General features: G+C 65.4%; 18 protein-coding genes. 5 read left to right on the top strand and 13 right to left on the bottom strand.

What is annotated here, in order from left to right; translation table 11 throughout:
• Positions 1-6 precede the first annotated feature (6 nt).
• The 9 genes from PSEMO_RS10055 to PSEMO_RS10015 all read right to left on the bottom strand — a co-directional run bounded on the left by PSEMO_RS10055 (position 7) and on the right by PSEMO_RS10015 (position 15,253).
• Entirely contained in the window at positions 7-669 is a 663-nt protein-coding gene (locus PSEMO_RS10055) for an alginate O-acetyltransferase AlgF (RefSeq protein ID WP_075802920.1), read from the bottom strand.
• Positions 666-1,325: an SGNH/GDSL hydrolase family protein gene (locus PSEMO_RS10050; RefSeq protein ID WP_075802919.1), complete on the bottom strand. Its 660-nt coding sequence runs from the start codon at positions 1,323-1,325 to the stop codon at positions 666-668. The genes PSEMO_RS10055 and PSEMO_RS10050 overlap by 4 nt, the downstream gene beginning before the upstream one ends.
• Before the next feature lie 18 nt (positions 1,326-1,343).
• Entirely contained in the window at positions 1,344-5,339 is a 3,996-nt protein-coding gene (locus PSEMO_RS10045) for a cellulose biosynthesis protein BcsC (RefSeq protein WP_075802918.1), read from the bottom strand.
• Positions 5,315-6,511, bottom strand: coding sequence for a cellulose synthase complex periplasmic endoglucanase BcsZ (gene bcsZ, locus PSEMO_RS10040; RefSeq protein ID WP_075802917.1), 1,197 nt, complete (start codon positions 6,509-6,511; stop codon positions 5,315-5,317). Before bcsZ ends, PSEMO_RS10045 begins: the two co-directional genes overlap by 25 nt.
• 3 nt (positions 6,512-6,514) lie before the next feature.
• Positions 6,515-8,818 (bottom strand): cellulose biosynthesis cyclic di-GMP-binding regulatory protein BcsB, encoded by a 2,304-nt coding sequence (gene bcsB, locus PSEMO_RS10035; RefSeq protein ID WP_075802916.1) that lies wholly within the window; start codon positions 8,816-8,818, stop codon positions 6,515-6,517.
• On the bottom strand, positions 8,815-11,040 hold the full coding sequence (gene bcsA / locus PSEMO_RS10030; protein WP_075802915.1) for a UDP-forming cellulose synthase catalytic subunit: 2,226 nt from the start codon (positions 11,038-11,040) through the stop codon (positions 8,815-8,817). Before bcsA ends, bcsB begins: the two co-directional genes overlap by 4 nt.
• Positions 11,037-12,209: a cellulose biosynthesis protein BcsQ gene (gene bcsQ / locus PSEMO_RS10025; RefSeq protein WP_075802914.1), complete on the bottom strand. Its 1,173-nt coding sequence runs from the start codon at positions 12,207-12,209 to the stop codon at positions 11,037-11,039. Before bcsQ ends, bcsA begins: the two co-directional genes overlap by 4 nt.
• 470 nt (positions 12,210-12,679) lie before the next feature.
• Positions 12,680-14,671, bottom strand: coding sequence for a peptidase U32 family protein (locus tag PSEMO_RS10020; protein WP_075802913.1), 1,992 nt, complete (start codon positions 14,669-14,671; stop codon positions 12,680-12,682).
• Positions 14,672-14,872: 201 nt separating this feature from the next.
• On the bottom strand, positions 14,873-15,253 hold the full coding sequence (locus tag PSEMO_RS10015; RefSeq protein WP_075802912.1) for a RidA family protein: 381 nt from the start codon (positions 15,251-15,253) through the stop codon (positions 14,873-14,875).
• Positions 15,254-15,389: 136 nt separating this feature from the next.
• On the opposite strand from PSEMO_RS10015, the gene PSEMO_RS10010 reads away from it, so the two are divergent.
• Entirely contained in the window at positions 15,390-15,659 is a 270-nt protein-coding gene (locus tag PSEMO_RS10010; protein WP_075802911.1) for a PepSY domain-containing protein, read from the top strand.
• A gap of 114 nt (positions 15,660-15,773) precedes the next feature.
• Here the strand turns inward: PSEMO_RS10010 and PSEMO_RS10005 are convergent, their stop codons facing one another.
• Positions 15,774-16,331 (bottom strand): type 1 glutamine amidotransferase domain-containing protein, encoded by a 558-nt coding sequence (locus tag PSEMO_RS10005; RefSeq protein WP_075802910.1) that lies wholly within the window; start codon positions 16,329-16,331, stop codon positions 15,774-15,776.
• A 146-nt stretch (positions 16,332-16,477) separates the two neighbouring features.
• Between PSEMO_RS10005 and PSEMO_RS10000 the strand changes: the two genes are divergently transcribed.
• From PSEMO_RS10000 to PSEMO_RS09990, 3 genes are read left to right on the top strand one after another with little or no spacing between them, the layout of a single operon-like run.
• Complete coding sequence (locus PSEMO_RS10000; protein WP_075802909.1) at positions 16,478-16,720, top strand: hypothetical protein; 243 nt, start codon at positions 16,478-16,480, stop codon at positions 16,718-16,720.
• Complete coding sequence (xth, locus tag PSEMO_RS09995) at positions 16,717-17,505, top strand: exodeoxyribonuclease III (protein ID WP_075802908.1); 789 nt, start codon at positions 16,717-16,719, stop codon at positions 17,503-17,505. Before PSEMO_RS10000 ends, xth begins: the two co-directional genes overlap by 4 nt.
• A gap of 3 nt (positions 17,506-17,508) precedes the next feature.
• A complete protein-coding gene (locus PSEMO_RS09990) occupies positions 17,509-18,054 on the top strand; it encodes a cupin domain-containing protein (RefSeq protein WP_075802907.1) in 546 nt (181 codons plus the stop codon).
• Between the two features lie 176 nt (positions 18,055-18,230).
• Here PSEMO_RS09990 and PSEMO_RS09985 read toward each other — a convergent pair whose 3' ends face one another.
• On the bottom strand, positions 18,231-18,896 hold the full coding sequence (locus PSEMO_RS09985; RefSeq protein ID WP_075802906.1) for a M24 family metallopeptidase: 666 nt from the start codon (positions 18,894-18,896) through the stop codon (positions 18,231-18,233).
• 168 nt (positions 18,897-19,064) lie between these two features.
• On the opposite strand from PSEMO_RS09985, the gene PSEMO_RS09980 reads away from it, so the two are divergent.
• Positions 19,065-20,159 (top strand): hypothetical protein, encoded by a 1,095-nt coding sequence (locus PSEMO_RS09980; protein ID WP_075802905.1) that lies wholly within the window; start codon positions 19,065-19,067, stop codon positions 20,157-20,159.
• On the opposite strand, the gene PSEMO_RS09975 is transcribed toward PSEMO_RS09980, so the two are convergent.
• Positions 20,153-20,692 (bottom strand): YbhB/YbcL family Raf kinase inhibitor-like protein, encoded by a 540-nt coding sequence (locus PSEMO_RS09975; protein WP_144443560.1) that lies wholly within the window; start codon positions 20,690-20,692, stop codon positions 20,153-20,155. The two genes, PSEMO_RS09980 and PSEMO_RS09975, sit on opposite strands and share 7 nt — an antisense overlap.
• Positions 20,693-20,736: 44 nt before the next feature.
• Positions 20,737-22,041: an MFS transporter gene (locus tag PSEMO_RS09970; protein WP_075802904.1), complete on the bottom strand. Its 1,305-nt coding sequence runs from the start codon at positions 22,039-22,041 to the stop codon at positions 20,737-20,739.
• Positions 22,042-22,283 lie beyond the last annotated feature (242 nt).

Below are 22,283 nucleotides of genomic sequence, written 5' to 3'. Positions count from 1 at the left end.
GTCCTGTCAGTTGGCCAGGGTATCGGTGGCGTTGAGCAGTTGCGGGCCGTTGGCCCCCGGCAAGAGCATGACGCTGTAGCGCTCTCCGGCCTTGAGCTCGCCCAGGTCCAGCGGGTTGCCGACGTTGGCGTTGGCACAGACCAGCTGCACCGAGAGCTTCACCGGGTTGATCGAGCGGCGCTGGAGGCTGCCGTCGGCGGTGTCCTTGAACAGGTCGGCAGTGCGTCCGGCCGGGCGCAGACTGGCGCCCTGGCAGGTGGCGTCGAGGCTGATGAAGGCCAGCGAGGCTTTCAGGCCGTTGAAGTCGTCCGGTTGTTCGCGGACCACGCGCTGGCTGATCTTGCCGCCGTCGTCGAAGGCGAACACCGTGGCGAACTCGCCCGGCGCCACTTTCAGGTCCAGTGCAGCGCTCTGGCCGCCACGGCTCAGGGTGCCCTGGATGGACTTGTTGGCCGGCACCGGCAGGTAGTCGGAGACCTTCTTCGTATCGTTCAGGGCGAGGCTGGCTTTCGAACCGCTGGCTTCCATCTTCAGTACGCCGGGGGCGACATTGACGAAGCGCAGGAACGCCGAGTCTTCGCTGGGGCCGGTGGGGTACAGGGCGACTTCGGCACTGGCCGTGGCGGCCGCCAGGGCCAGGGGCAGGGCGAGCAGGGGACGCAGGGTCATTTCTTCGCCCCTTGCACGGCCGGGGTTTTCAGGATGGCGTCGGTGATCGCCTTGCTCCAGCTGGTGTAGCCCATGGCGGTGTAGTGCTGACCATCGATGGTCGCCCATTGGCCTTGCTTGGCGAAGGTCAGCGAGTCGATGTAGTCGCAGGGGGCGACGTTGGCGGCGAGGAATTTCGAGGTCATTTCGACGCGGGCGAAGGTCTTGCCGTACTTGCCACCTTCGGTGCCCCAGCCCGGACCGACCCAGACGCATTTGGCGCCGGTTTCCTTGATCGCCTTGGTCAACTGGGTGGTTTGCTGCCAGGCCCAGGCTTTCGGGAACGCCGGCTTGGTGTAGTCGGCCATGGTGTCACCCATCACCACCACGATCAGGTTGGCCTTGTCGGCAGCGACCAACTGGCCCACCGGCTGGGTGGTGGCCTTGTTGCCGAGGACCACGGCCTTGTCCTTGTTGCGCCGCTCGGCGCCGCCGCACTCGCCGGGCACCACCTGGGTCCAGTCGCCGGCCTTGGAGCCGCAAACGCCCAGGGTATGCACCTGCGCGCCCTGGTTGACCAGGTTGTTGTGCAGGTCCTGCATCAGGTAGTTGGGCGTGGCCAGGTGGCTGTCGCCGATCATCAGGATGGTCAGGCCAGCAAGCAGGGAAGCAGCCATGTATGAATCTCCTTTGGCTTAATTCGAATAAGGGGAACGGTAAGGACTGACGGGCAGGGGCATGGCGCCGCCGCCGTCCTCGAACAGGTAGCGCAGGTACAGGCCACCGGTGAACTGGCGGTAGTCGCGGGCGTTGTCGACGCCCAGGGTACCGCCGAAGAAGAAGCCGTCGCCCAGGCGGTACTCGCCCGTGGCGCCGAAGGAATAGCCGATGCCGGTCTTGCTCTGCTTCTCGTAGCGGGTGTTGACCACGCTGCCGGGGTTGTTCGCCTGGTAGATCGCGGCAAGGCTTTCCAGTGCGGCCTGGGCGCTCTTGTTGCCGTAGTAGGGAGCGCCTTCCTGCTCGATATGCTGCACGCCGATCGAGCTCTGGATCTGGTACGACCAGTCCGGCCCGCGATGCGCCCAGCTGAACGGCAGGCCGATGGAGAAGAAGTTCTGCGGGCTGAAGTAGCCGCCGTGGCCGTAGGTGAAGAAGCTCTGGTTGCTGTCGTAGCTGGCCGCCGACACGCCCAGGCCACCGGTCAGGCGGTAGTCTTCGCTGTTGAGCAGGTACCAGTAGATACCGCTGCCTAGTTCGACCCGTTCGTTGCGCTCGACATGCTTGCCCTCGAGGCTGGCCCAACCGGCGTAGGCGTAGGTGCCCCAGCGCTGGTTGTCGTAGCTGAGCTGGCCGCGCAGGCCGGTGGCGGTGACGCCGCCCCATTCCACGCCGCTGCGCGCATCGCGGGCGCCGGCGAAGGACAGCAGGCTGTCGGTCATGGCCCGGCGCGACAGGTTGAGGTTGTAGCGGAAGTTGCTGTTCTCGGCGAACGGCCGGTCGAGGCTGATGCCGCCTACCATATTGGTTTCGCGGAAGCCGATCGGCGTGCTGCCGATATCGGTCTTCAGGCCCAGCGCTGGCATTTCATAGGCCAGGGCCAGGCCGACGCCGGCATCTTTCTGCGAGCCGGGGTAGCCGTTGAGCAGGGTGTCCATGTCGTCCAGCTGTTCTGCCAGCGGTTCGGCCAGCAACACCTGGGCGTCAGCCGCGTCGAAGCCGCCGAAGCGGTAGGCGCTGTTGCTGCTTGAATGGAAACCGCTGGCATTCAGCGACACCGGCGTCACCCGCACGGCCATGCGGTCGTCGTTGACCGGGAAGCTGATTTCCAGCGGGGTTTCCACATCGAAGATCTTGCTCAGGCCACCTTCGCCGTTGTTGCTGCGGAAGGTTACGCCTTGCTTGATCTGCGGGCTGCGCTGCTCGGCCAGGCTGGTCAGCTCGGTTTCGATGGCGGCACGCGGATCCGGGTTGATCACCGCGCGGTCGGGCTCGGCCGCCGGCCGGGTGCTGCGACGCTGAACCGGCGCGTCATCGAGGCTGGCCAGTTGCACCGGCTCGTCGAAGGTATCCGCGTCGCGGAGCTGGGTCGCGGCGGCACGGCTTTTCGCCTGGACCCGCGCCGGTTCGGGAATCTCGTTGAGGGCGATATCGCCCAGGCGCGAGGCCTTGCGCTGGCCGGGCTGGCCGACGAAGGGGTTGGCGGCGATGGCCGGGCCGAACGGGTTGTCGATCAGTTCTTCCTTCGGCCCCTGCAGGGCCAGGGCCTGGGCATACAGCTCCTGGGCCCGGGCCAGCTTGCCGCGGCTGCGGTACCAGGCGGCCGCCGTGCTCAGCACTTGCGGATTTTCCGGGGCCAGTTCCAGGCCGCGCTCGATGGCGTGCTCCGCCTGGGCAGTCTGGCCGTTCTGCTGGTAGGCCAGGGCCGCGCCCATCTGCACGTCGGCGTTGGCGGGTTGGGCAGCGAGCAGTGGCTGATAGAGGTCCACGGCCTTCTGCGGATTGCGGTTGTCCAGGTACATGCGCGCCAGCGACGACACCGCCTGGGCATCGTCCGGGCGCTGGGCCAGGGCCGGGGCCAGGGTGTCGTAGGCGGCGACCAGGTCGCCTTTCTCGCGCAGCAGGTCGGCCTGGCGCACGGTGTACTGGAACAGCAGGTCGTCGTAGCTGCGCTGCTCGGCTGCGGTCAGCGGCAGGCTGCGCAGGTCGCGGAGCATCTGGCTGACCTGCAGGTCGTCACCGGCCTTGAGCAGGGCACCGGCATAGGCGATGCGCAGGGCCGGGGTCGGCTTGCTGCTCTGGGCGATAGCGTTGCGCAACATGGACACGGCGCGGTCGGTGTAGCCGATTTCGATATAGGCCGCGGCCAGGGCGGCATACAGGTCGGGGCTGGCGCTGACGCCGGTTTCGGCGCGCTTGAGCAGGTTCATGGCCTGGGTGCGCTTGCCCTGTTTGGCCAGGGTTTGCGCCTGGGCGGCGAGCTGGCGCAGTTCGACTTCCTCGGCGAGATTGTTCATCGCCTTGCTGCGCTGGCTGGCGGGAATGCGTTCGAGCAACTGGCGGGCCCTGGCCCACTGCGCCTGGCGGCTGGCGAACAGCGCCCCGGCATACAGCGCCTCGGGCTTGCCCGGGTTGGCCTGGACCAGTTCATCCATGGTCTGCCGCGCCTTGTTCGGCGCGTCGGTCTTCAGGTAGATCTCGGCGAGGTCCGAGCGGGTCCAGGGGTTCTGCGGGTCGTTGCGCACCGCGTCTTCCAGGGCCTTGCGTGCCCCGGCCAGGTCGCCACGGGCCTCGGCGTCCTTGGCCTGGCCGACGGCGATGGCGGCGCGCAGCCGGCTCATGTCCAGGCGCTGACGCTGGGCATCGCCGAGGTTGTCGATCATGCGCTGGGCTTCGCCGAGCTTGCCGTTGCCGGCGAGCAGGGCGATGAGGCCGGCGAGGGCGTCGGGCTGGGCGGGGTCCAGGCTCAGGGCGTGGCGGTAGGTGGTTTCAGCCAGTTGGAGCTGACCCTGGGCCGCTTGCAGCTCGGCCAGGTTGAGATGGCCTTGGACCTCGCGCGGATTGTTGGCGATGGCCCGCTGTAGCAGTTCCCGGGCCTTGTCCGGATTGCCGGCATCCCGTTCCTGTGCCGCCTGGTCCAGCAGCACCCAGTACTGGTTGGCGACCAGTGCACTCTGCCAGCGGCTGGCGTTGCCTTGCTTGATCGCCTGGCGCAGCAGGGCGTCGGCATCGGCCAGGCGCCCCTGGCGCTGGCGCACCAGACCCAGGCCGCCGAGGGCGTCGGCATCTTGCGGTGCTTCACGCAGACGGGCCTGGAAGGCCTGTTCCGCGGCGTCCAGGTCTTCGCTTTCGAGGGCCTTGAAGCCCCGGGCCAGATGCGGATTCTGCTGGTAGCTGGATTGCGCCCGGCGCTGGCCGGTGCGCATTTGCTCGCGGATTTCCTCGTCGTCCGGATAGGCCTTGAGGTAGTCCTCGAACAAGGCCATGTCGGCCTTGCTCCCGCCCAGCCACGACAGGCCCTGGCGCCAGGCTTCCACGGCCTGGCTGCCGATCACCGGATCGTCGCGGAACGAGGCCAGGCGACGCAGGCCGTCGGCGCGGGTACTTTCGTCGCTGAGCAGCAGCTTGGCCAGGGTCAGTTTGGCCCGGCGGTTATCACCGCCCTGGGCGATCAGGCGTTCCAGTCCTTGCCGGGCTTCCTGCCAGCCGCCCTTGGTGTAGCCGAGGGTGCCGTAGTACTCCAGGGCCAGGTCGCCTTGTGGCGGTTGCCCGCCGAAAAGCCCGCGGTAGGTTTCCACGGCCTTTTCCGCTTCGCCGGACTCCACCTCGACCCGCGCCTGGTTCAGGTGCTCGCCGGTGGCGTCGCCGTGCAGGCGGATTTCCTGGTCCAGCAACAGGGCCTGTTGCGAACCGGGATGGGCCGCTTTCAACTGCTCCAGGTAGCGCTTGGCGTTTGCCGGACGATCGCTGTCCAGCTCGATCAGGCCTAGGTTGTAGATGGCATCGGATTGCTGCGGATCGATCAGCAGCAGCTTGCGCCAGGCCTCGGAGGCCCGGGCCTTGTCCTTGCGCCCCTGCCAGTACTGGCCCTGTTCGAGCAGGGCCTTGCCGTTCGCGCTGAGTTCGGCGTGGGTGGCAGTGCAGGACAGTGCGGCAAGCAGGCCGACAGCTAGAGTTTGACGACGCGAGCGCATGAAGTCTCCCAGAGAGGTTGCAGCTTCCCGTCGGCGAGGAAGCGGTAATGCTCATCCATGTAGCCAAGGGCGAACAGGCTGAGGACCACGGAGTAATAAGGTGGTTGGCTGGCCTGAACTGCCTGCGGGGTAAAGCTTTGGGCCAGCTCGGCATCGACCCGGGCGCGTTGCTGCTGCTCCAGCCAGGGTTGCTGGCGGGCCTTCAGGTAGGGCAGCAGCGCGGCGGAGAACCCGAAGTTGGCGGCATTGCTGGTGGTGTTGGCGTGTACCTGGACCTTCTCCGGCGGCGTGCCCTGGGTGGCGACGATGCGCGACATGCCGTCGAGGCTGTCGAGGATCGGCTTGGCCAGGGGGTCACTGTTGGGGGTCATGCCGGCCCACAGATACACGCGGATCGCGTCGTAGCTGCCTTGTTCGCCCTTGAGCGGGTCGATGATGAACAGCCCGGAACTCGGACCGGTGCCGCGATAGCCGACCCAGTCGGCGATAAAGCCGTGCTTGGCGGCGCGCTGCATCAGGCTGCCGGTGCTGCGGGCGATCTCGTTCCACGGGCCTTGCGGGTCGACCGCGGCGATGCGGCGCAGCACCGGCACCGGCAGGTAGCTCGGGTTCAGGTGCCAGAGGTGACCAGGCTGGGCGAAGCCGAACGGGCCGGGCAGGAGCATCTTGCCCAGGCCGGGCAGGTCGGCGACTTCCCTGGCCTTGATATTGGCCAGCAGCAGGTTGGCCTCCTTGGCATAGCTGTCGTCCTTCCACAGGCGCGCCGCTTCGCTCAGGGCGTAGGCGAACCACAGGTCGGCGTCGGAGGCGGAGTTGCTGTCGAGCAGGCGCCACTGGCCTTTCTCGTCCTTGCCCCACCACCAGCCCGGCAGGTTGTTGGCGATGTCGCTGCCGGCCAGGTTGTTCCTGGCCCAGGCCCAGAGTTTGTCGAAGGCCGGCCGGTCATTGGCGACCAGGGCGAAGAACATGCCGTAGGACTGGCCTTCGGAAGAACTGTGCAACTGCGGGGTACTGGCGTCCAGCACCCGGCCGTCAGGCTGGATGAAGTGCTGGACGAAGTCGTGCCACAGCGGCCACTCGCTGACGCCGCACTGCTCGGCGGCCTGGCTGGTGGCGGGCAGCAGGCAGGCGCCGAGGGCGGCAGCGAGCAGGGTCTTCAATGGAGTCTTCATGACTTACTGGTCCTTGAGCCGGCGTCGGGCGATGGTGCGCAGCGAGAAGTAGGCCGCGCCACTGACCAGGGACACCCCGACGACGGTCAGCACCAGCAGCAGGAACACGTGGCGCGACAGCACCCATTGGATGTAGCGGAACGGGCCCAGTTGGCCGACGTAGTAATCCTCTTCGGCCACCAGCGACTGGATGTTCTTGCCCTTGATCACTGCCAGGCTGCCTTGCAGGGCCTGGGTGTAGTGCTCGCCGCCGATCAGGGCGTCGGTCACTTCGCTGAGCTTGCCGGCCTGTGGGCTGGACAGCAGGACCACGCTGCGGCCCTTCTGCAGCGGCGATTCGAAGCCGCTGACGTAGGAGCCGCTGTCGCCGCCGCTGAAGGTCAGGGCGCCCCGGGCCTTGCGCAGGTTGGCGGCGGGGTCCGGGCTGATCCATTCGCGCAGGCGCAGCGGCAGGTCGGAGAACTCCACATAGCGCCTGGCGTCTTCGCTGCGGCTGGGCAGGTAGTCGGCCCAGCTCTTGAGCAGCGGTTGGTTGTGCCCGGAGGACAGCACCAGCAGGTCCTTGTCGGCGAACTGCCCGACGTCGTCGGCCTGGCCGACGCTGACCGCCGTGGCCGGGTAGCCGGTGGAATCACCAAAGCGTCCGAGCACGGTCAGGTAGGCGTCCCAGTCGGCCGGGCCGGCATTGTCCGGAAGGATCACCGCAGTCTGCGACAGGTCGGCCAGGCGGGTGAAGGGGAAGCCGCTGTCCTTGAACACGCCGAGGTTGGGCATGGCGATGAAGTGGTCGTAGCCGCTCAGGTCCAGGGTCGAGTCGGGGTCGATGGCGCCGCGCATGTTGTCGATGATGATGTCGCCGCATTCACCCTGCTTGACGTAGTCGAACATATAGCGGAATTGCAGGCGCGATTGCAGGGCGACCGAGTCCAGCGGCAGCAGCATGCTCGCTTCGCGGACCAGGCTGTCGTCCTTCTTCAGCATCGCCAGCAGGCTTTCCCCGGCGCCCATGCTCTGGATCGATGGCAGGGTCATGGAACGGATGAAGCGGTCGTTGAAGCTGACCATCAGCGACGAGTTGGTCGAGGTCTGCTGCGGCGTGTAGCGGTACTTCAGGTTCAGCCGGGCGCCGTCTTCACGCCAGTTGAACAGGTCCGGCGGCAGGCGCATCGGCACGGTGATCATCGCCGGGGCGTAGCCGGAGACGTTCAACTGGCGCGGCTCGAGCAACTCGCCCAGGCGCACCGGGCGATCGCTGGGCAGCCAGTTCGGCGCGTCGTAGGGCTGGCGCGGCAGCAGGTCGACGGCGTCGATCTTCACGCTTTGCCCGGCGAAGCTGCGGTTGCCGAGGACCAGGGCGTTGGCGGCTTGCTTGATTTCGGCACTGTCGCGGCCGGCGATGACCAACAGCTTGCCGAAACGGTCATTGGGGTTGGCGACGATGGACAGGGTCGGGCCGTCCACCGCTGGCAGGTCGAGGCCGGCCAGGTGCGAGGCCTCGGTGCTGTTGACCAGGACGACGCCGTTGCCGCTGGCCGGCAGGCCGTCGAGTTGAGTCGAGAAGCGCGCGCCACGGTAACTGGCCAGCGCGCCCAGCCACGAGGAGACCGCGCCGGCGGCTTCCAGGGTGGTGTTGTCCGGTGCAGCGGCAAACACGAACGGCAAGGCCAGGGCGCGGCGGTCGCGACGGTCGAACAGCGGCATGGGCAGGTTGGCCAGGTCGTTGGGCAACTCGACCTGGGACACCTGGATGCTCAATTGGCTGTCGCTGCCGATCTTCGCCCACAGGCTGGAGTGCTGCGGGTCCTCGCACTGCATGGTGTAGTGGCCGATTAACTGCACGCTGAGGCGGTTGAACTCGGTGATCAGGTAGGGCGGGATCTCGATGGTCTGCTTCTGCAGGGTGCCGGCGCTTTCCTTGGGCAGGGCCAGGCTGGCGGCGACTTCATCGTTGACCATGATGTTGATCTGCGACAGGTCGCTGAGCAGGGCCGGCGAATAGGTGTATTGCAGGGTCAGCTGGGCCCCGGTCACCACCTCGTCGGCGCGCATGTCGAAGTTCACCGTGTCGGCGGACTCGATGCCCTTGAGGCTCATGGTGTAGTCCTTGCCCAGCTCCTTGAAGGTCATGTGGTAACCGGGGGAGGTGCCTGCCGGGCTGAGGGCCGCATCCGGCGCCGCCACCGCCGACGCGCTGGCCGGCAGTTCCTCGGCCTGGGCTGCGCCGGCCAGGAGGAGGGCGCAGGCGAGCAGGGCGCGGGGGCGGCGCAACGGGTTGACGGAGCGGGGGAAGGGAGCCTGGAAGGTCATTGGGTTTCCACTGCAGGTTCGGAAGGAGAAGTCGGGTTCTTGCGGAAATAGCGGCGGTGCTGCAGCGCTGCCACGGTCGCCTGGCCGAGGTCGTAGATGCCGCGCAGGCCGACCCGGCTGACATCGCGCAGGGCGTGCAGCGGGGTGTCGGTCTTGGCGCCGCCCCAGGTCGAGGCCCAGGTGTCGGCGCGGGAGAAGGTCAGGCGGACCATGTCGCTCTGCTGGCGCAGGGTCAGCTCGCGGAAGCGCATGCCGGCCATGCCGTGGCGCGAGAACATCACCCGCGCCGGCAGCACGCAGGCCTGGCCGCCGCGGTGCAGGGTCACGTCGAGCTGCATGTCCTTGGTCAGGGCCAGGTCCGCCGGCAGCTTCACGCCCACGCCGCTCTGGGAGAAGTCGAGGGTGCTGGTGTCGATCTCGCGGCCGTCGGGCAGGTGCAGACGCACCGGCAGCTCGGCGTGCACCCGTGGCTCGGTGCGCACCTGGCGGCTTTCACTGGCCACGGCCACGGCGGCGCTGGTCATGATCACGTTGTACAGGGTCCAGCCGAGGTTGATGACGATGGTCACTGCCGCGTCCGGGTCGCCGATCACCAGCTGGACGATGCCGCAGGCCATGCCGATCAGGTTCAGCGCCAGCAGGACGATATAGGGCCGGGCCAGCTTCCAGTCGAAATAGTCCTTCTCGATGATCCCGCCCTTGTCGGTGACGTTGAAGCCGCCGACCTTCGGGTTGATCAGGGCCACCAGCACCGGGCGCATGATGTACCAGGCCAGTACCGATTCGTAGACCTCGTTCCAGAACGAATGGCGGAACTTCCCCTGGATCCGTGAGTTGGTCAGGCTGGCGTGGATGATATGGGGCAGCACGTAGGCGGTGATCATCAGCGCCGAGGCGTGGAAGATCTTCGCGCCGAAAATCAGGTAGGCCAGCGGTGCGGTGAGGAACACCAGGCGCGGCAGGCCGTAGAAGAAGTGCGCCATGGCGTTGGCGTAGCAGACCCGCTGGCCGAAGTTCAGGCCCTTGCCCATGAACGGGTTGTCGGTGCGGAAGATCTGCGCCATGCCCCGGGCCCAGCGGATGCGCTGGTTGATATGCCGTGACAGGCTCTCGGTAGCCAGGCCTGCCGCCTGGGGGATCGCCAGGTAGGCGGTGTTGTAGCCCTTGCGGTTGAGCTTGAGGGCGGTGTGGGCGTCCTCGGTCACGGTTTCCACCGCGACGCCGCCGACTTCCAGCAGGTGGGTACGCCGGATCACCGCGCAGGAACCACAGAAGAAGGTGGCGTTCCACAGGTCGTTGCCGTCCTGGATCAGGCCGTAGAACAGCTCACCCTCGTTGGGTACCGAACGGAAGGTGTTGAGGTTTTTCTCGAACGGGTCGGGCGAGAAGAAGAAGTGCGGCGTTTGCAGCAGCGACAGCTTTGGATCCTTGAGGAACCAGCCCAGGGTGACCTGGAGGAAGGAGCGGGTCGGCACATGGTCGGCGTCGAAGATCGCCACGAACTCGCCGTCGGTGACCTTCAGCGCTTCGTTGAGGTTACCGGCCTTGGCGTGACGGTTGTTGTCGCGGACGATGTAGTTGACCCCGATCTGCCGGGAGAACTCGCGGAATTCCTCGCGGCGACCGTCGTCCAGCACATGGATGCGCAGCTTGTCCCGCGGCCAGTCCATGGCCTGGGCGGCGAGGACGGTGAGTTTGACGATGCTCAGTTCTTCGTTGTAGGTCGGCACGAACACGTCCACCACCGGCCATTCCTGCGGCGGCGTGGTGAGGATCTTCGGCTTGCGCTGCAGCGGCCAGGCGGTCTGCATGTAGCCGAACGCGAGGATGATCAGGGCGTAGGTCTCGGCGGCCACCAGGCCATAGCCGAAGAACATGTCCACCCAGTTGTCGAAGCCGAGGGTGTCGGTCAGGCGCCAATAGACGTAGCGCAGGGTCGCCAGCAAGGACAGGGCGATCATGGCCATCACCGGCAGGCGTCCCGGCACTTTGCGCAGGATCAGCAGGCAGACCAGGCACAGGCCGGAAAAGGCGAACTGGCGTTCCAGGTCCAGGGGCGCGGTGACCACGGCGGCGAGCAGGAACAAGCCGACCACGGCGGCAGCGATCTTCAGGCTGAGCTTAAGGGCCGGGGACAGTGCTTCCATCCGGGCAACCCAGGCATGCGCCCGCGCTCTCCTGGACGTCGGCAACTCCGGCGTCGGTGTGAGTTGGGCGGTCATGAGGCGCTGTGTTCTTCGCGAAGCTGCTCGAGGCGGTGGGTCAGCTGGCCGGCAACGTTGCGCAATGCCTGGCAGGCAGGGCTATCGGCCGGTTGCTGGAAAAGGTCGTATTCGAAGGCCAGGGCCTCGCCGACCTGCGGGTCGAACGGAACGGCGGCCAGCCATTGGTTGCCCAGTTGCTGGCGCAGCACTTCGCTCATATCCAGGCTCAGGGCGCTGCGGGCGTCCACCAGGTTGACCAGATAGGCGCAGTGTTCGGGGCGCAAGGGGGAAAGCCAGGACTGCAGCTTGTCCAGCACCAGGTAGGAGGCGGCGTCGGCCAGGGTCACGGCGATCACCTGGTCGGCGATGGCCAGGACCTGGTGCAGCCAGGGCGAGGCGCCGGTGCTGGTGTCGATCAACAGCAGGTCGTCCTTGCCCAGGTCGAGGGTGGACAGCTCCTGCACCAGCCACTCCGGGTTGCCCGCCAGCAGAGTTTCGAAGGCGCGCAGGTCGGCAGCGTTGCTCGGGCCGAACGGCAGGCATTCGATACCAGCGTCGGTAGGGGCGCAGATTTCGCTCCAGTCCAGCGCATCCAGGCGTGCCTGGTTCAGGCCGGGCGTGGTACGCGGCAGGTTGAAATGGCTGAGCAGGGCGTTCTGCGGATCGAGGTCGAGGACCAGGGTGCGGCCGACCGGGCGCTTGAGCAGTTTGGCCAGGGACATGGCCAATGTCGTCTTGCCGACACCGCCTTTGGCTGACACGACGGCAACGATGCGTGCTTGTGGTCGCGACGCGGGTTGCACCCGCATGGCCTTGTCGAGGGCGCGGCGGTTGCTTTCTTCGGCGGCGAGGCGGCGTTGCCGGGCGATGCCTTGCAGGCGGTCACGCAGGGAACCGGCCGGCGCCTCGGCGCTCGACGGCAAAAACGCCGGAGCAGGGACGGCGGGCACGGGAGATTGCACAACAACCGGAGCGGATGGCGCGGGGGCGGCGGTGACCAGGGCGGGGCGCTTGACCTCGACCAAAGTGACCGGAGCGGGTTTCACCGCAGCGGGCGCAAGCGGCGCCGGCTCTGCGTTTGCGGGCAAAGGCTCGAGGAATTCGAACTCGGTGTTGATTTCCTGGTAGCTGTCGGCACTGGCCCCAAAGCGGTGGAACAGATTTCCAATATCGTCTGCTTGACTCATATATGTACTTCCAGCCAACGGCTATCTGGACTACAGAAGGGCAGATCAGGTCTTCCAAAGAGGCAAGGGTGTGATATCAAAATGACGGTGTCAATAATTTGTTTTTTCAGTGCGCCTGTTTCCGATCGTTGGTGCAACGGAAATAAAGCGCCGATATTTTGACTGGTTTTGCACCGTTCTAACCCGGCCTGCGCTCCATACATCGGCCCATGTCTGCAAAAGTTGAATGCCGTTTAAGGTGTTTCCCTAGCGTGATTCCGGGGGTGAGCCCTGAGTTTCGTAGGAAAATGCTTACAGATGATATCAATATTTCCTACAGGTTGCGCAAAGCGCTACCGGTTGGTGGTCGGGTAGGGAGGAGATGGAGTGGCGGAATGCGATCACTGTGGGAGCGGGTGAACCCGCTCCCACAGCGGCCAATGTGGCCCGCCGTGGGAGGTGACAAGGCAAAACAGATGCCAGGTGGGGCCTCAGTGCGGCCCGCGGGGAATGGTCTTCATCAGGTCTTCGGCGCTGATATGGCCGCCCACCGCGCTGCCCGGCTGCGGCAGGTCGAGGATATGGCCCTTCATCTTGCCGATCACATGCATCTCGCACGGCTTGCAGTCGAACTTCAGGGTCAGCACTTCATCGCCATGAATCAGCTGCATCGGCGCCACCTTGGTGCGCACGCCGGTCACGCCCTTGGCCTGTTTCGGGCACAGGTTGAAGGAGAAGCGCAGGCAGTGCTTGGTGATCATCACCGGTACTTCGCCCGGTTCCTCATGGGCTTCGTACGCAGCATCGATCAGCTCGACACCATGACGGTGGTAGAAGGCCCGGGCTTTCTCGTTGTAGACGTTGGCCAGGAACGACAGGTGCGACTCGGGGTAGACCGGCGGCGGCGTGCTTTCCGCCTTGCGCCCGCCACGCGGATGCGCTGCGATACGCGCTTCGGTCAGGGCCTCGATCACTTCGCGGCGCAGGGCCTTGAGCTGCGAGTTGGGGATGAAGAAGGCGTGCGGTGCATCCAGTTCGACGGCATTGGCGTGGTACTGGGTGGTACCCAGTTGCCCCAGCAGGTCGTGCAGTTGCTCCAGGGCCTGCTCCGGCTTGTTGGCTACCCCGAACGGGCCATCCAGGCGGGCGCTGGCGCTGATGCCTTCTTCGCTGGTGGCGGTCAGTTCCAGGGCGTCCTCGCGCAGGCGGGCAACCCAGGACAGGCCGATACGGCGCTCGGCCGAGGTCTTCTGCAGCGCCTGCTGCCAGTTGTGGTCGAGGTTGCGGCTCAGCGGGTGGTTCGGGCGCAGCTTGTACAGGCCCTCGGGCATCTCGTTGGGCTCGACGCGGTAGCGGTAGCGCTTCTCGCCGTCTTCCTCGAACTCGCCTTTCAGCTCGGCGATATTGGCGCGGAAGCCCACCACCTCACGCTTGACCAGCACGTTCAGGCCGTCGCCGTTGGACAGCGGCTCATGGGTGACCACGCTCATGTCGCGCTTGCCGACTTTCTCCACGTTGCCCACCAGCAGGCCGGTGAAGGTCGGCGAGTCGAAGGCGCCGATATCGATCTTGCGCTCACTGACGAAGTAGTCGGTGCTGCCGCGGTGGAAGGTCTTGTCCGGGTCCGGGACGAAGAAGTGCGCGGTACGGCCGCTGGAGGCACGGGCGAGATCCGGGCGACCTTCGAGGATGTTGTCGAGCAGCTGGCGGTAGTAGGCGGTGATGTTCTTCACATAGCCCATGTCCTTGTAGCGGCCCTCGATCTTGAACGAGCGCACGCCGGCGTCCACCAGCGCGGCCAGGTTGGCGCTCTGGTTGTTGTCCTTCATCGACAGCAGGTGCTTCTCGTAGGCGATCACGCCGCCTTTTTCATCCTTCAGGGTGTAGGGCAGGCGGCAGGCCTGGGAGCAGTCGCCGCGGTTGGCGCTGCGCCCGGTCTGGGCATGGGAGATGTTGCACTGGCCGGAGAAGGCCACGCACAGCGCACCGTGGATGAAGAACTCGATCGCCGCGTCGGTTTCGTCGGCGATGGCGCGGATTTCCTTGAGGTTCAGCTCGCGGGCCAGCACCAGCTGGGAGAAGCCGGCCTGGTCGAGGAACTTCGCCCGGCCCAGGGTGCGGATATCGGTCTGGGTACTGGCGTGCAGTTCGATCGGCGGGATATCCAGCTCCATCACCCCGAGGTCCTGGACGATCAGCGCGTCGACGCCGGCGTCGTAGAGCTGGTGGATCAGCTTGCGTGCCGGTTCCAGCTCGTTGTCGTGGAGGATGGTGTTGATGGTGGTGAAGATCCGCGCATGGTAGCGGCGGGCGAATTTCACCAGTTCGGCGATCTCGCTGACTTCGTTGCAGGCGTTATGCCGCGCGCCGAAGCTCGGGCCGCCGATGTACACGGCGTCGGCGCCATGCAGGATGGCCTCGCGGGCGATGGCGACATCGCGGGCAGGGCTGAGCAATTCGAGGTGATGCTTGGGCAAGGACATAATGTTTTTTTTCGGGCTGCTTCACGGTCAAGGCGCGCATTGTAGCGGCGAAATGGCCGGGGGGCATCCGAATGCTGCTCACCGGTCCTTGTGGGAGCTGGCTTGCCAGCGATAGGGCCTTCAATGACAAAGAAGGTGTCTGGTCTGGCCTCCTCGCTGGCAAGCCAGCTCCCACAGGGTCTCGCGTTCAGCCTGGGGAGATCAGGCCTTGGCCGCCATCGCCGTGACTTCCACCTTCATCCCTTCCACCGCCAGCTCCGCTACGCCCACCGCCGCACGCACCGGCCAGGGTTGCTGGAAGAAGCGCTGGTACACCTCGTTGAACGCCGCGCGCTCGGCCATGTCGGTCAGGTAGATGGTCAGGTGCAGCACCCGGTCCATCGAGCTGCCGGCTTTTTCCAGGGCCACTTTCAGGGCCTGCAGGGTGCATTCGCTCTGCGCTGTGATATCGCCCAGCTCCAGGCTGCCGTCGGCGCGGGTGGGGATCTGGGTGGACATCAGGATGCCGTTGAAGCCGGTCACATCGGAGGAAATCGATTCCGGGTCCGGGTCGGGAATGTAGGTGATGTCGTGGTTGGCCATGGGGGTCCCTTGCGTTGACTGAATGAAACGGCCGCACAGTGTAAGCCGTGCAGCCATTCGCGGCGAATCCGGCTGAACCTTGCGCCTGGCGTGCCAGTCCATGAAAGACCTTTCATGCAAAACAAGGAGCTGTCCCATGAAACCACTGACCTCGATGTTCGCCGGCCTCGCCCTGATCGGCGCCCTGGCCGGCCCGGCCTTCGCCGACCAGCCTGGCGCGGACTGGAAAGTCACCCAGGCCCAGGCCGAAACCACCCTCAAGGCGGCCGGCTACACCCAGATCACCAAGATCGAAGCCGATGACGGCCATTGGGAAGGCGAAGGGATGAAGGCCGATGGCATGAAGTACGAATTCAAGGTCGATCCGCACAGCGGCAAGATCGTGAAGGATGAGATGGATCACTGACCGCCTTGAGTGCCTTATCGCCGGCAACGCCGGCTCCCACAGGTATCGCGGTGTACGCCAAACCTGTGGGAGCCGGCGTTGCCGGCGATAAGGCCAGTACAGGCACCCGAGAAATCAGTCCACCAGCGCCTCGGCAATCGCCCGATTGAACGCCGGGATATCATCCGGCTTGCGCGAAGTGATCAGGGTCCAGCCTTTCGCTCCGCAGGTCTGCACCTCCTTGTCCACCCACTCGGCCCCGGCGTTGCCCAGGTCAATCTTCACGCTGGGATATGACGTCAGCGTCTTGCCCTCGGCCACCCCGGCATCGATCAGCGCCCAAGGCCCATGGCAGATCGCCGCGATCACCTTGCCGGCCAGGCTGAATTCATTGATCAGGCGCCGCGCATCCTCGTCGGTGCGCAGGGTGTCCGCGTTGACGGTGCCGCCTGGAATCACCAGGGCATCGAAGTCCGCTTCCTGTTGGTCTTTCAGTTTGGCATCGGATTCGACTGCCCGATCCTTCTCGGTGTCGTGCAGGAAGGTCTGCACCGTCCCGCCCTTGATCGAGCCGTGGATCAGGGTCGCGCCAAGATTGCGCAGTGCCTCCAGCGGCTTGAGCAGTTCGTCGCGCTCGACGCCAGCGTTCGAGGTGATCACCAGGATCTTCTTGCCTTGCAGTTGCTGAGCCATGGATGAGCTCCTCCCGTTCAGGTCATGACGACGGTTGTCGCCTCCTGGGTGTTGAGGGCCGCGAGCCGGGAAAAGTTTGGTTTTTCTGAACGCCCGCCGTCCGCCGGGGCTCATAAGCAACAGGTAGAAGATCAGGACACGCCACCATGAACGACAAACCCCACCGCCCGGAACTCCAGGCCTGGCACGACCTGCTCAGCGACGATGGCTACCGCCTGGACTCGCCGGATGCCTGGCACACCAGCCTGCTGCAGGGCACAGAGGAACTGCTCGCCAGCGGCGTGGTGGACTGGGATGAATACATGGCGCTCAAGGCCCTGGCCAACAGCGGTCACGCCCGGGCGCTGGAAGATGCACTGGAAAGTCGGCTGGCCGATCCGGACGCATGAAAGCGCTAAAGATCGCCACCTTCAATATCAACGGTATTCGTGCGCGCCTGCCTAACCTGCTGGCGTGGCTGGAACGCGAAAAACCGGATATCGCCTGCCTGCAGGAACTCAAGGCGGCGGATTTTCCCGTCCAGGCCCTGGCGCAGGCCGGTTATGGCAGCCTTTATTCCGGGCAGCCCTCCTGGAATGGCGTGGCGATTCTTGCGCGCGATGCCGAGCCGCTGGAAATCCGCCGTGGATTGCCGGGCATGGAGGGCGACCCCCAGCGTCGTTACCTGGAAGCGGCTGCCCATGGCGTGATCATTGCCTGTCTGTACCTGCCCAATGGCAATCCCCGGCCCGGACCGAAGTTCGACTACAAGCTGGCCTGGTTCGAACAACTGATCACCCATGCCCGGTCGCTCCACGATAGCGAGCACCCGGTAGTGCTCGCCGGTGACTACAACGTAGTGCCGACCGACTTCGACATCTACAACCCCCGCTCCTGGCTCAAGGACGCCTTGCTGCAGCCTGAAAGTCGAGATTGCTACCAGCGCTTGCTGGAACAGGGTTGGCTCGATTCGCTGCGTCACCTTTATCCGCACGAGCGCTTCTACACCTTCTGGGACTACTTTCGCCAGCACTGGGAGAGGAACTCGGGGTTGCGTATCGATCACCTGCTGCTCAACCGCGCCCTGGCCCCCTATCTGAAGAACGCAGGGGTCGATGCCTGGGTGCGCAACGAAGCCAAGGCCAGTGACCACGCGCCGACCTGGATCGAGCTGGGGACGCGCAAGAAGAGGTAAACCATGCACGCTTTCGATGATCTGCAACGGGGCCTGGAACATGTCCGGCAACTGTACTTCCACGATGACGGGTCCACGCCGAACAGCCACCTGCCGGTGCTGCACTATCACCTGCGCAGTACCAACGGCGCGGCATTGGCCGACGCCTTCGGAGCACTGTTCAGCGAAAACCAATGGATTCCACTATGGCGCGCCGGCATCTACGACTATCACCACTACCATTCCACGGCCCACGAGGCGCTGGCGGTGGTGCACGGGCGGGCACGGGTGACTTTGGGCGGCGAGTCGGGACAGACCCTGAGCCTGGAACCCGGTGATGTGCTGGTCCTGCCAGCGGGCACCGGCCATCGCTGCGTCGAGTGCAGCAAGGACTTTCTCGTGGTGGGCGCCTACCCGCGCGGGCAGGAGGACTACGATATTCAGCGTCCCGGCAGTGGCAACCACGCCGATTCGCAAGGGCGTATCGCCCGCGTGCCGTTGCCGGAGGCCGATCCACTGGGAGGCGTGGAGGGGCCGCTGATGACCGCCTGGGGGCCTCAGGTCAGTTGAGCGGACAGCAACAGGGGGAGTTTGTCCATCGTCGTGCTCCGAGCAGCATGCAGAACTGCAATTCACCACTAAACCCTGTGGGAGCTGGCGTTGCCGGCGATGAGGCCGGCAATGACAGCGATGTTGTCTGGTCCGGCCTCATCGCCGGCAACGCCGGCTCCCACAAGGGATCGGTGTCAAGCCAGGAGATCTTCGTAGAACGCACCATACGCCTTGGTGGGATGGGCAATCTGGATCTCCAGAATCCACAACCCCTTGTTCGGCTGCCCGTCGTAATCCCCCAGGTCCCCGGCGCGGTAGATGGCATGGGGGAAATCACTGACCCGGTGCCCCTTGATATCCAGGTTCAGCTTCCAGCCCATGGCCTCGGCCTGTTCGTGGGCAAAGTCATACAGCTCGACCCCGCTGCACCCCGATGCGCGCCAGTGCGCCTCGACCCGCTGGTACAGGCTCTTGGCTGCCGCCGCACAGGCGATCATCTCGGCGTCGTCGCCGACGGTGAAGGTCGCCCCGGCATCGCCTTCATGGCCCTTCCAGACCACGCCCATGTCGATGAAGAAGATATCGTTCTCGCCCAGCACCGGATCGCCTTCCGAGCGTTCGTTGAAGGCTTTCAGGGTATTGGCGCCGAAACGCACCAGCAGCGGGTGCCAGATGCGTTCCATGTTCAGGTCGACGAGGATCTGCTTGCCGAGCAGGGTGGCTTCCTTTTCGGTCATGCCCGGACGAATCACCGCGGCGATGGCGTCCACGGCTTCCCAGGTACGGGCCTGGGCATAGTTCATCAGGTCGAGGGCGTAGTTCGCCCCGGTGGCTTCCTTGGGATACACGGCGGTGGTCATGCGTGGCCTCTCTATGGCAGGGCTCTTGGGCTGTTTTTCGACGTATAGCATTCTATATAGCGATGACGACTTGCAACATTTTGTTAAGAGGTTTCCGGGCGGTAGTGGCGCAACGACATACCTGCTTGTACGCTTCGCTTAATAGCCCGTTCTCCCGAGATTCCTGCCTTGAATCGCCTCCTGCCGATCATTCTGTGCCTGTTCCCGCTCCTCGTTCACGCCAAGGAGGAGTACGTCAGCGTCGAGGTCTATTACGGCGAAGAGTGGACGGTGAAGGAAAGCAAGGTCCTCGACAACATGCCCGCGCCCACCAGCCAGCAAGGCTTCGGCTTCTGCTACGGGCATTCCGCAGCCACGGTGTTCAACTACCACAACTGCCAGGCCTACAAGGAAAACTGCAGCACCCTGGAGCCCAATCGCCTGGTGTCGCCGTTGGGCGTGGCGGTCTGGGGCCAGGAACTGCCCAAGAACAACGACGGCCACTACAGCTTCAGCAACCCGCCCGAACTCACCGAAGGCGGCAGTTCGATCGGGGCGTTGTTCAACACGGCGGTGATTCGCGGTTCGGCGCCCGACCAGTCGTGCATCGACGAGCGGGCGTTCCTCGGCGACCTGTATGTCGAGGACGGCAGCATCACCGAGGCGTCAGTCGCCTCCCAGCGCAAGCTGCTGGGCCGCTTGCAGTCTTTTTACCGCAAGTACAAGGGCCAGTTCGCCACTACCGCCGACATTCCTGCGCCGGTAATGGCCGAATTGCGACAGATCGTCCCCGGCCTGGACAACCCGGAGCTGGCCAAGGGGCTCAATGGCAAGAAGTTCGGCGAGTTCTTCTACCGGGTAGTGATCCCCGACCGCTGCAAGCGCGTAAGCAACCATGCCCTGTTCGAAACCGACATGAAGCTGGTCGAGTATCCCAATGGCGAGAAATTGCCGCACACCGTCAAGGGCACCATGGCGGTGATCCGCAAGGCCATCGACGGCGGCTCGCCGCTGATCCTCGAAGTGCAATGTGCGATCAAGAAGGTCGGGGCCAAGGGCTGTAGGCCTGAAGACGCGCACTCCTTCGTGGTCTACGGCTACGCCCGGTTATGCCTGGCCTCGGGAAAGTGCAGCGACGGCCTGCGCCTGCGTGGCAGCGCAGGCGAAAAGGCGGACGCCCTCGATCGTGTGCGCTGGTACGACGCCGAGCCGCTGATCGACGCGGCGCCGAAGAAGGGTGTGATCCTCGGCTGGTTGATCCCCAGGCCGAAGAAGGCTCAGTGACCGTACAGGCCGATCAGGCTTTGCCCACCCAGGGCATGGCCTTGCAGTGCCTTGATCAATCCCTCGCGGTCCAGGCCTGCGGGTAGCGCGTCCGGCGCCAGGTCGCTGGCGATCAGGGTCAGGGCGTAGTGATGGGGATTGTCGCCGGCAGGCGGGCAGGGGCCGCGGTAGGCCGTGTCGCCCCTGATGTTCTTGCCAACGGTGATGCCTTCGCTCGCACCTTCGGCGATCTCGCCACGCTTGGCATCGATGTTGTAGGCGACCCAGTGACTGACCCCGAGGCCCTTGGCGCCGTCCGGGTCGAACATCAGCAGCGCCACCGAGCGGGTGCCTTCCGGCAGGTTTTTCCAGCTGACTTGCGGCGACAGGCCCTGGCCCTTGCCGCAATTGGCATCGGGCCCGACCTGGGCGAGGGGAACGGTGCCGCCATCCTTGAAGGCGGTGGAGTGGATTGACAACGGCGCCGCCTGGGCGACGCCGGTCAGTGCCAGCAGCGCGATCGCGCCAGCCAGCGAGCGGGTGGTGGTGTTCACTGCGGTGCTCCTTCGAAATGCTCCGGGCACCGCAGTGTAGACCCTTATTCCACGCCGGCGCGGGGCACGGGCGGGGAGTGGGCGTTGTCGCACTCGGGCACCGGCGGGTGTTCCTGGGCGGCATGGCGCAGGTCGTCGGTGACCCGCAGTTCGGCGCCGGTCGGCGAGAAGGTCGCAGACGGCACGAACGGCGCCGGGTTGGCCGGCACCGGACGCTTGCCGCGGCGCAGCAGGAAGAACCCGACCATGGCCAGGTTGACCGCCGCGAAGGCCCAGAACAGCCCGGCCGCGCCGTAGGTGTTCATCACGGGCGAGATCGCCAGCGGACTCATGGCCGAGCCCAGCGAGTTGATCAGCAGCATGCCCTGGATCATCGGCACCAGCGCCTCGACCGGGGCACGGTCGGCCGCGTGGCTGACCGACACCGGGTACACCGCGAACACACCGCCACCGAGAAGGAACAGCATGGCCGGCAACAGCACCGAGTTGGACGGCAGCAGCACGATCACCACCGACAGCACCACGCACGCGGCGGCGAGGGCGATCAGCACGTCCTGGCGGTCCTTGCGGTCGGACCAGCGGCCCACCGGGTATTGCAGGAGCATGGCGCCGAGGATCACCCAGGCCATCATTTGCCCGACTTCACCGACGTCCAGGCCGATACGTTGCAGGTACAGCGGCAGCAGGGTGTAGACCGCCGCGATGGTCACACCCGAGCCGAAGCAGCCGATCAGGCCGGTGGGGGTCACGCTCAGCAACTGGCGCGGTTTCAGCGGCTCGACATGCTCGAGGATCGGCGACACCCGCGGCAGGATCACGATCGGCAGTACCGACAGCGAGGCCAGCATGCCGGCGACCATGAACGGCGCCATGTCGCCCATGTTGGCCAACTCGCCCAGGCCGGCCTGGCTGAGTACGCCGGCGCCGTAGAAGGCGATCATGTACAGGGCCAGCAGGCGGCCGCGGACCTTGGTGTCGCCAGCCATCAGCAGCCAGCTTTCGATCACCAGGAACACCCCGACCGTGGCCCAGCCGTTGATCAGGCGCAGCACCATCCAGCCCCAGGTATCGACGAACAGGCCCTGCAGGAGGATGGTCACGGCGATCAGCGAGGCGAAGCTGCTGTAGGCGCGGATATGGCCGATGCGCAGGATCAGGCGGTCGTTGAACACGGCGCCGAGGGTCAGGCCGATGAAGTAGGCGGAGGAGACCATACCGATCATGGTGGCCGACTCGCCGGCCTCGTCCAGGCGCAGGGTGGTCAGGGAAGACAGGAAGCCGTTGCCCAGGGCCATGATGAACAGCCCGAGCAGGGGTGCCAGCGCCATCGCCAGCAAACGCGGAGACATACTTACCTCGAAAGTCATTGAATAGCGGACAGACACCCTCGGGACGCGCGCGCATGTCAGCCGGACCGTTGCGGGCCGGGGCTGCTGGTTTTTATTGGGGTTGTCGCTGCTCGATGCGATGAGGCCATCAGCAACAGCATCCATCCTGAGCCTGGCAGAGACCTCCAACCCCCCCGGCACTCAGAGACAAGCATTCCTGACCATCCAGATGAGTTAATCCCCCTCGATCCAGATGGATCAGA

The sequence above is a fragment of the Pseudomonas putida genome (genome assembly GCF_001941965.1).
Taxonomy (GTDB): Bacteria; Pseudomonadota; Gammaproteobacteria; order Pseudomonadales; family Pseudomonadaceae; genus Aquipseudomonas; species Aquipseudomonas putida_L.
This window is presented reverse-complemented; position numbering and strand designations above follow the sequence as displayed.

Coding starts and splice junctions, on each gene's coding strand:
- PSEMO_RS10050 (WP_075802919.1), bottom strand. CDS start 1,325: ATGGCTGCTTCCCTGCTTGCTGGCCTGACCATCCTGATGATCGGCGAC.
- PSEMO_RS09970 (WP_075802904.1), bottom strand. CDS start 22,041: ATGTCTCCGCGTTTGCTGGCGATGGCGCTGGCACCCCTGCTCGGGCTG.
- bcsA (WP_075802915.1), bottom strand. CDS start 11,040: ATGACCGCCCAACTCACACCGACGCCGGAGTTGCCGACGTCCAGGAGA.
- PSEMO_RS09985 (WP_075802906.1), bottom strand. CDS start 18,896: ATGACCACCGCCGTGTATCCCAAGGAAGCCACCGGGGCGAACTACGCC.
- xth (WP_075802908.1), top strand. CDS start 16,717: ATGAAAGCGCTAAAGATCGCCACCTTCAATATCAACGGTATTCGTGCG.
- PSEMO_RS10020 (WP_075802913.1), bottom strand. CDS start 14,671: ATGTCCTTGCCCAAGCATCACCTCGAATTGCTCAGCCCTGCCCGCGAT.
- PSEMO_RS09990 (WP_075802907.1), top strand. CDS start 17,509: ATGCACGCTTTCGATGATCTGCAACGGGGCCTGGAACATGTCCGGCAA.
- bcsB (WP_075802916.1), bottom strand. CDS start 8,818: ATGACCTTCCAGGCTCCCTTCCCCCGCTCCGTCAACCCGTTGCGCCGC.
- bcsQ (WP_075802914.1), bottom strand. CDS start 12,209: ATGAGTCAAGCAGACGATATTGGAAATCTGTTCCACCGCTTTGGGGCC.
- PSEMO_RS10055 (WP_075802920.1), bottom strand. CDS start 669: ATGACCCTGCGTCCCCTGCTCGCCCTGCCCCTGGCCCTGGCGGCCGCC.
- PSEMO_RS10015 (WP_075802912.1), bottom strand. CDS start 15,253: ATGGCCAACCACGACATCACCTACATTCCCGACCCGGACCCGGAATCG.
- bcsZ (WP_075802917.1), bottom strand. CDS start 6,511: ATGAAGACTCCATTGAAGACCCTGCTCGCTGCCGCCCTCGGCGCCTGC.
- PSEMO_RS10000 (WP_075802909.1), top strand. CDS start 16,478: ATGAACGACAAACCCCACCGCCCGGAACTCCAGGCCTGGCACGACCTG.
- PSEMO_RS10045 (WP_075802918.1), bottom strand. CDS start 5,339: ATGCGCTCGCGTCGTCAAACTCTAGCTGTCGGCCTGCTTGCCGCACTG.
- PSEMO_RS10005 (WP_075802910.1), bottom strand. CDS start 16,331: ATGGCTCAGCAACTGCAAGGCAAGAAGATCCTGGTGATCACCTCGAAC.
- PSEMO_RS10010 (WP_075802911.1), top strand. CDS start 15,390: ATGAAACCACTGACCTCGATGTTCGCCGGCCTCGCCCTGATCGGCGCC.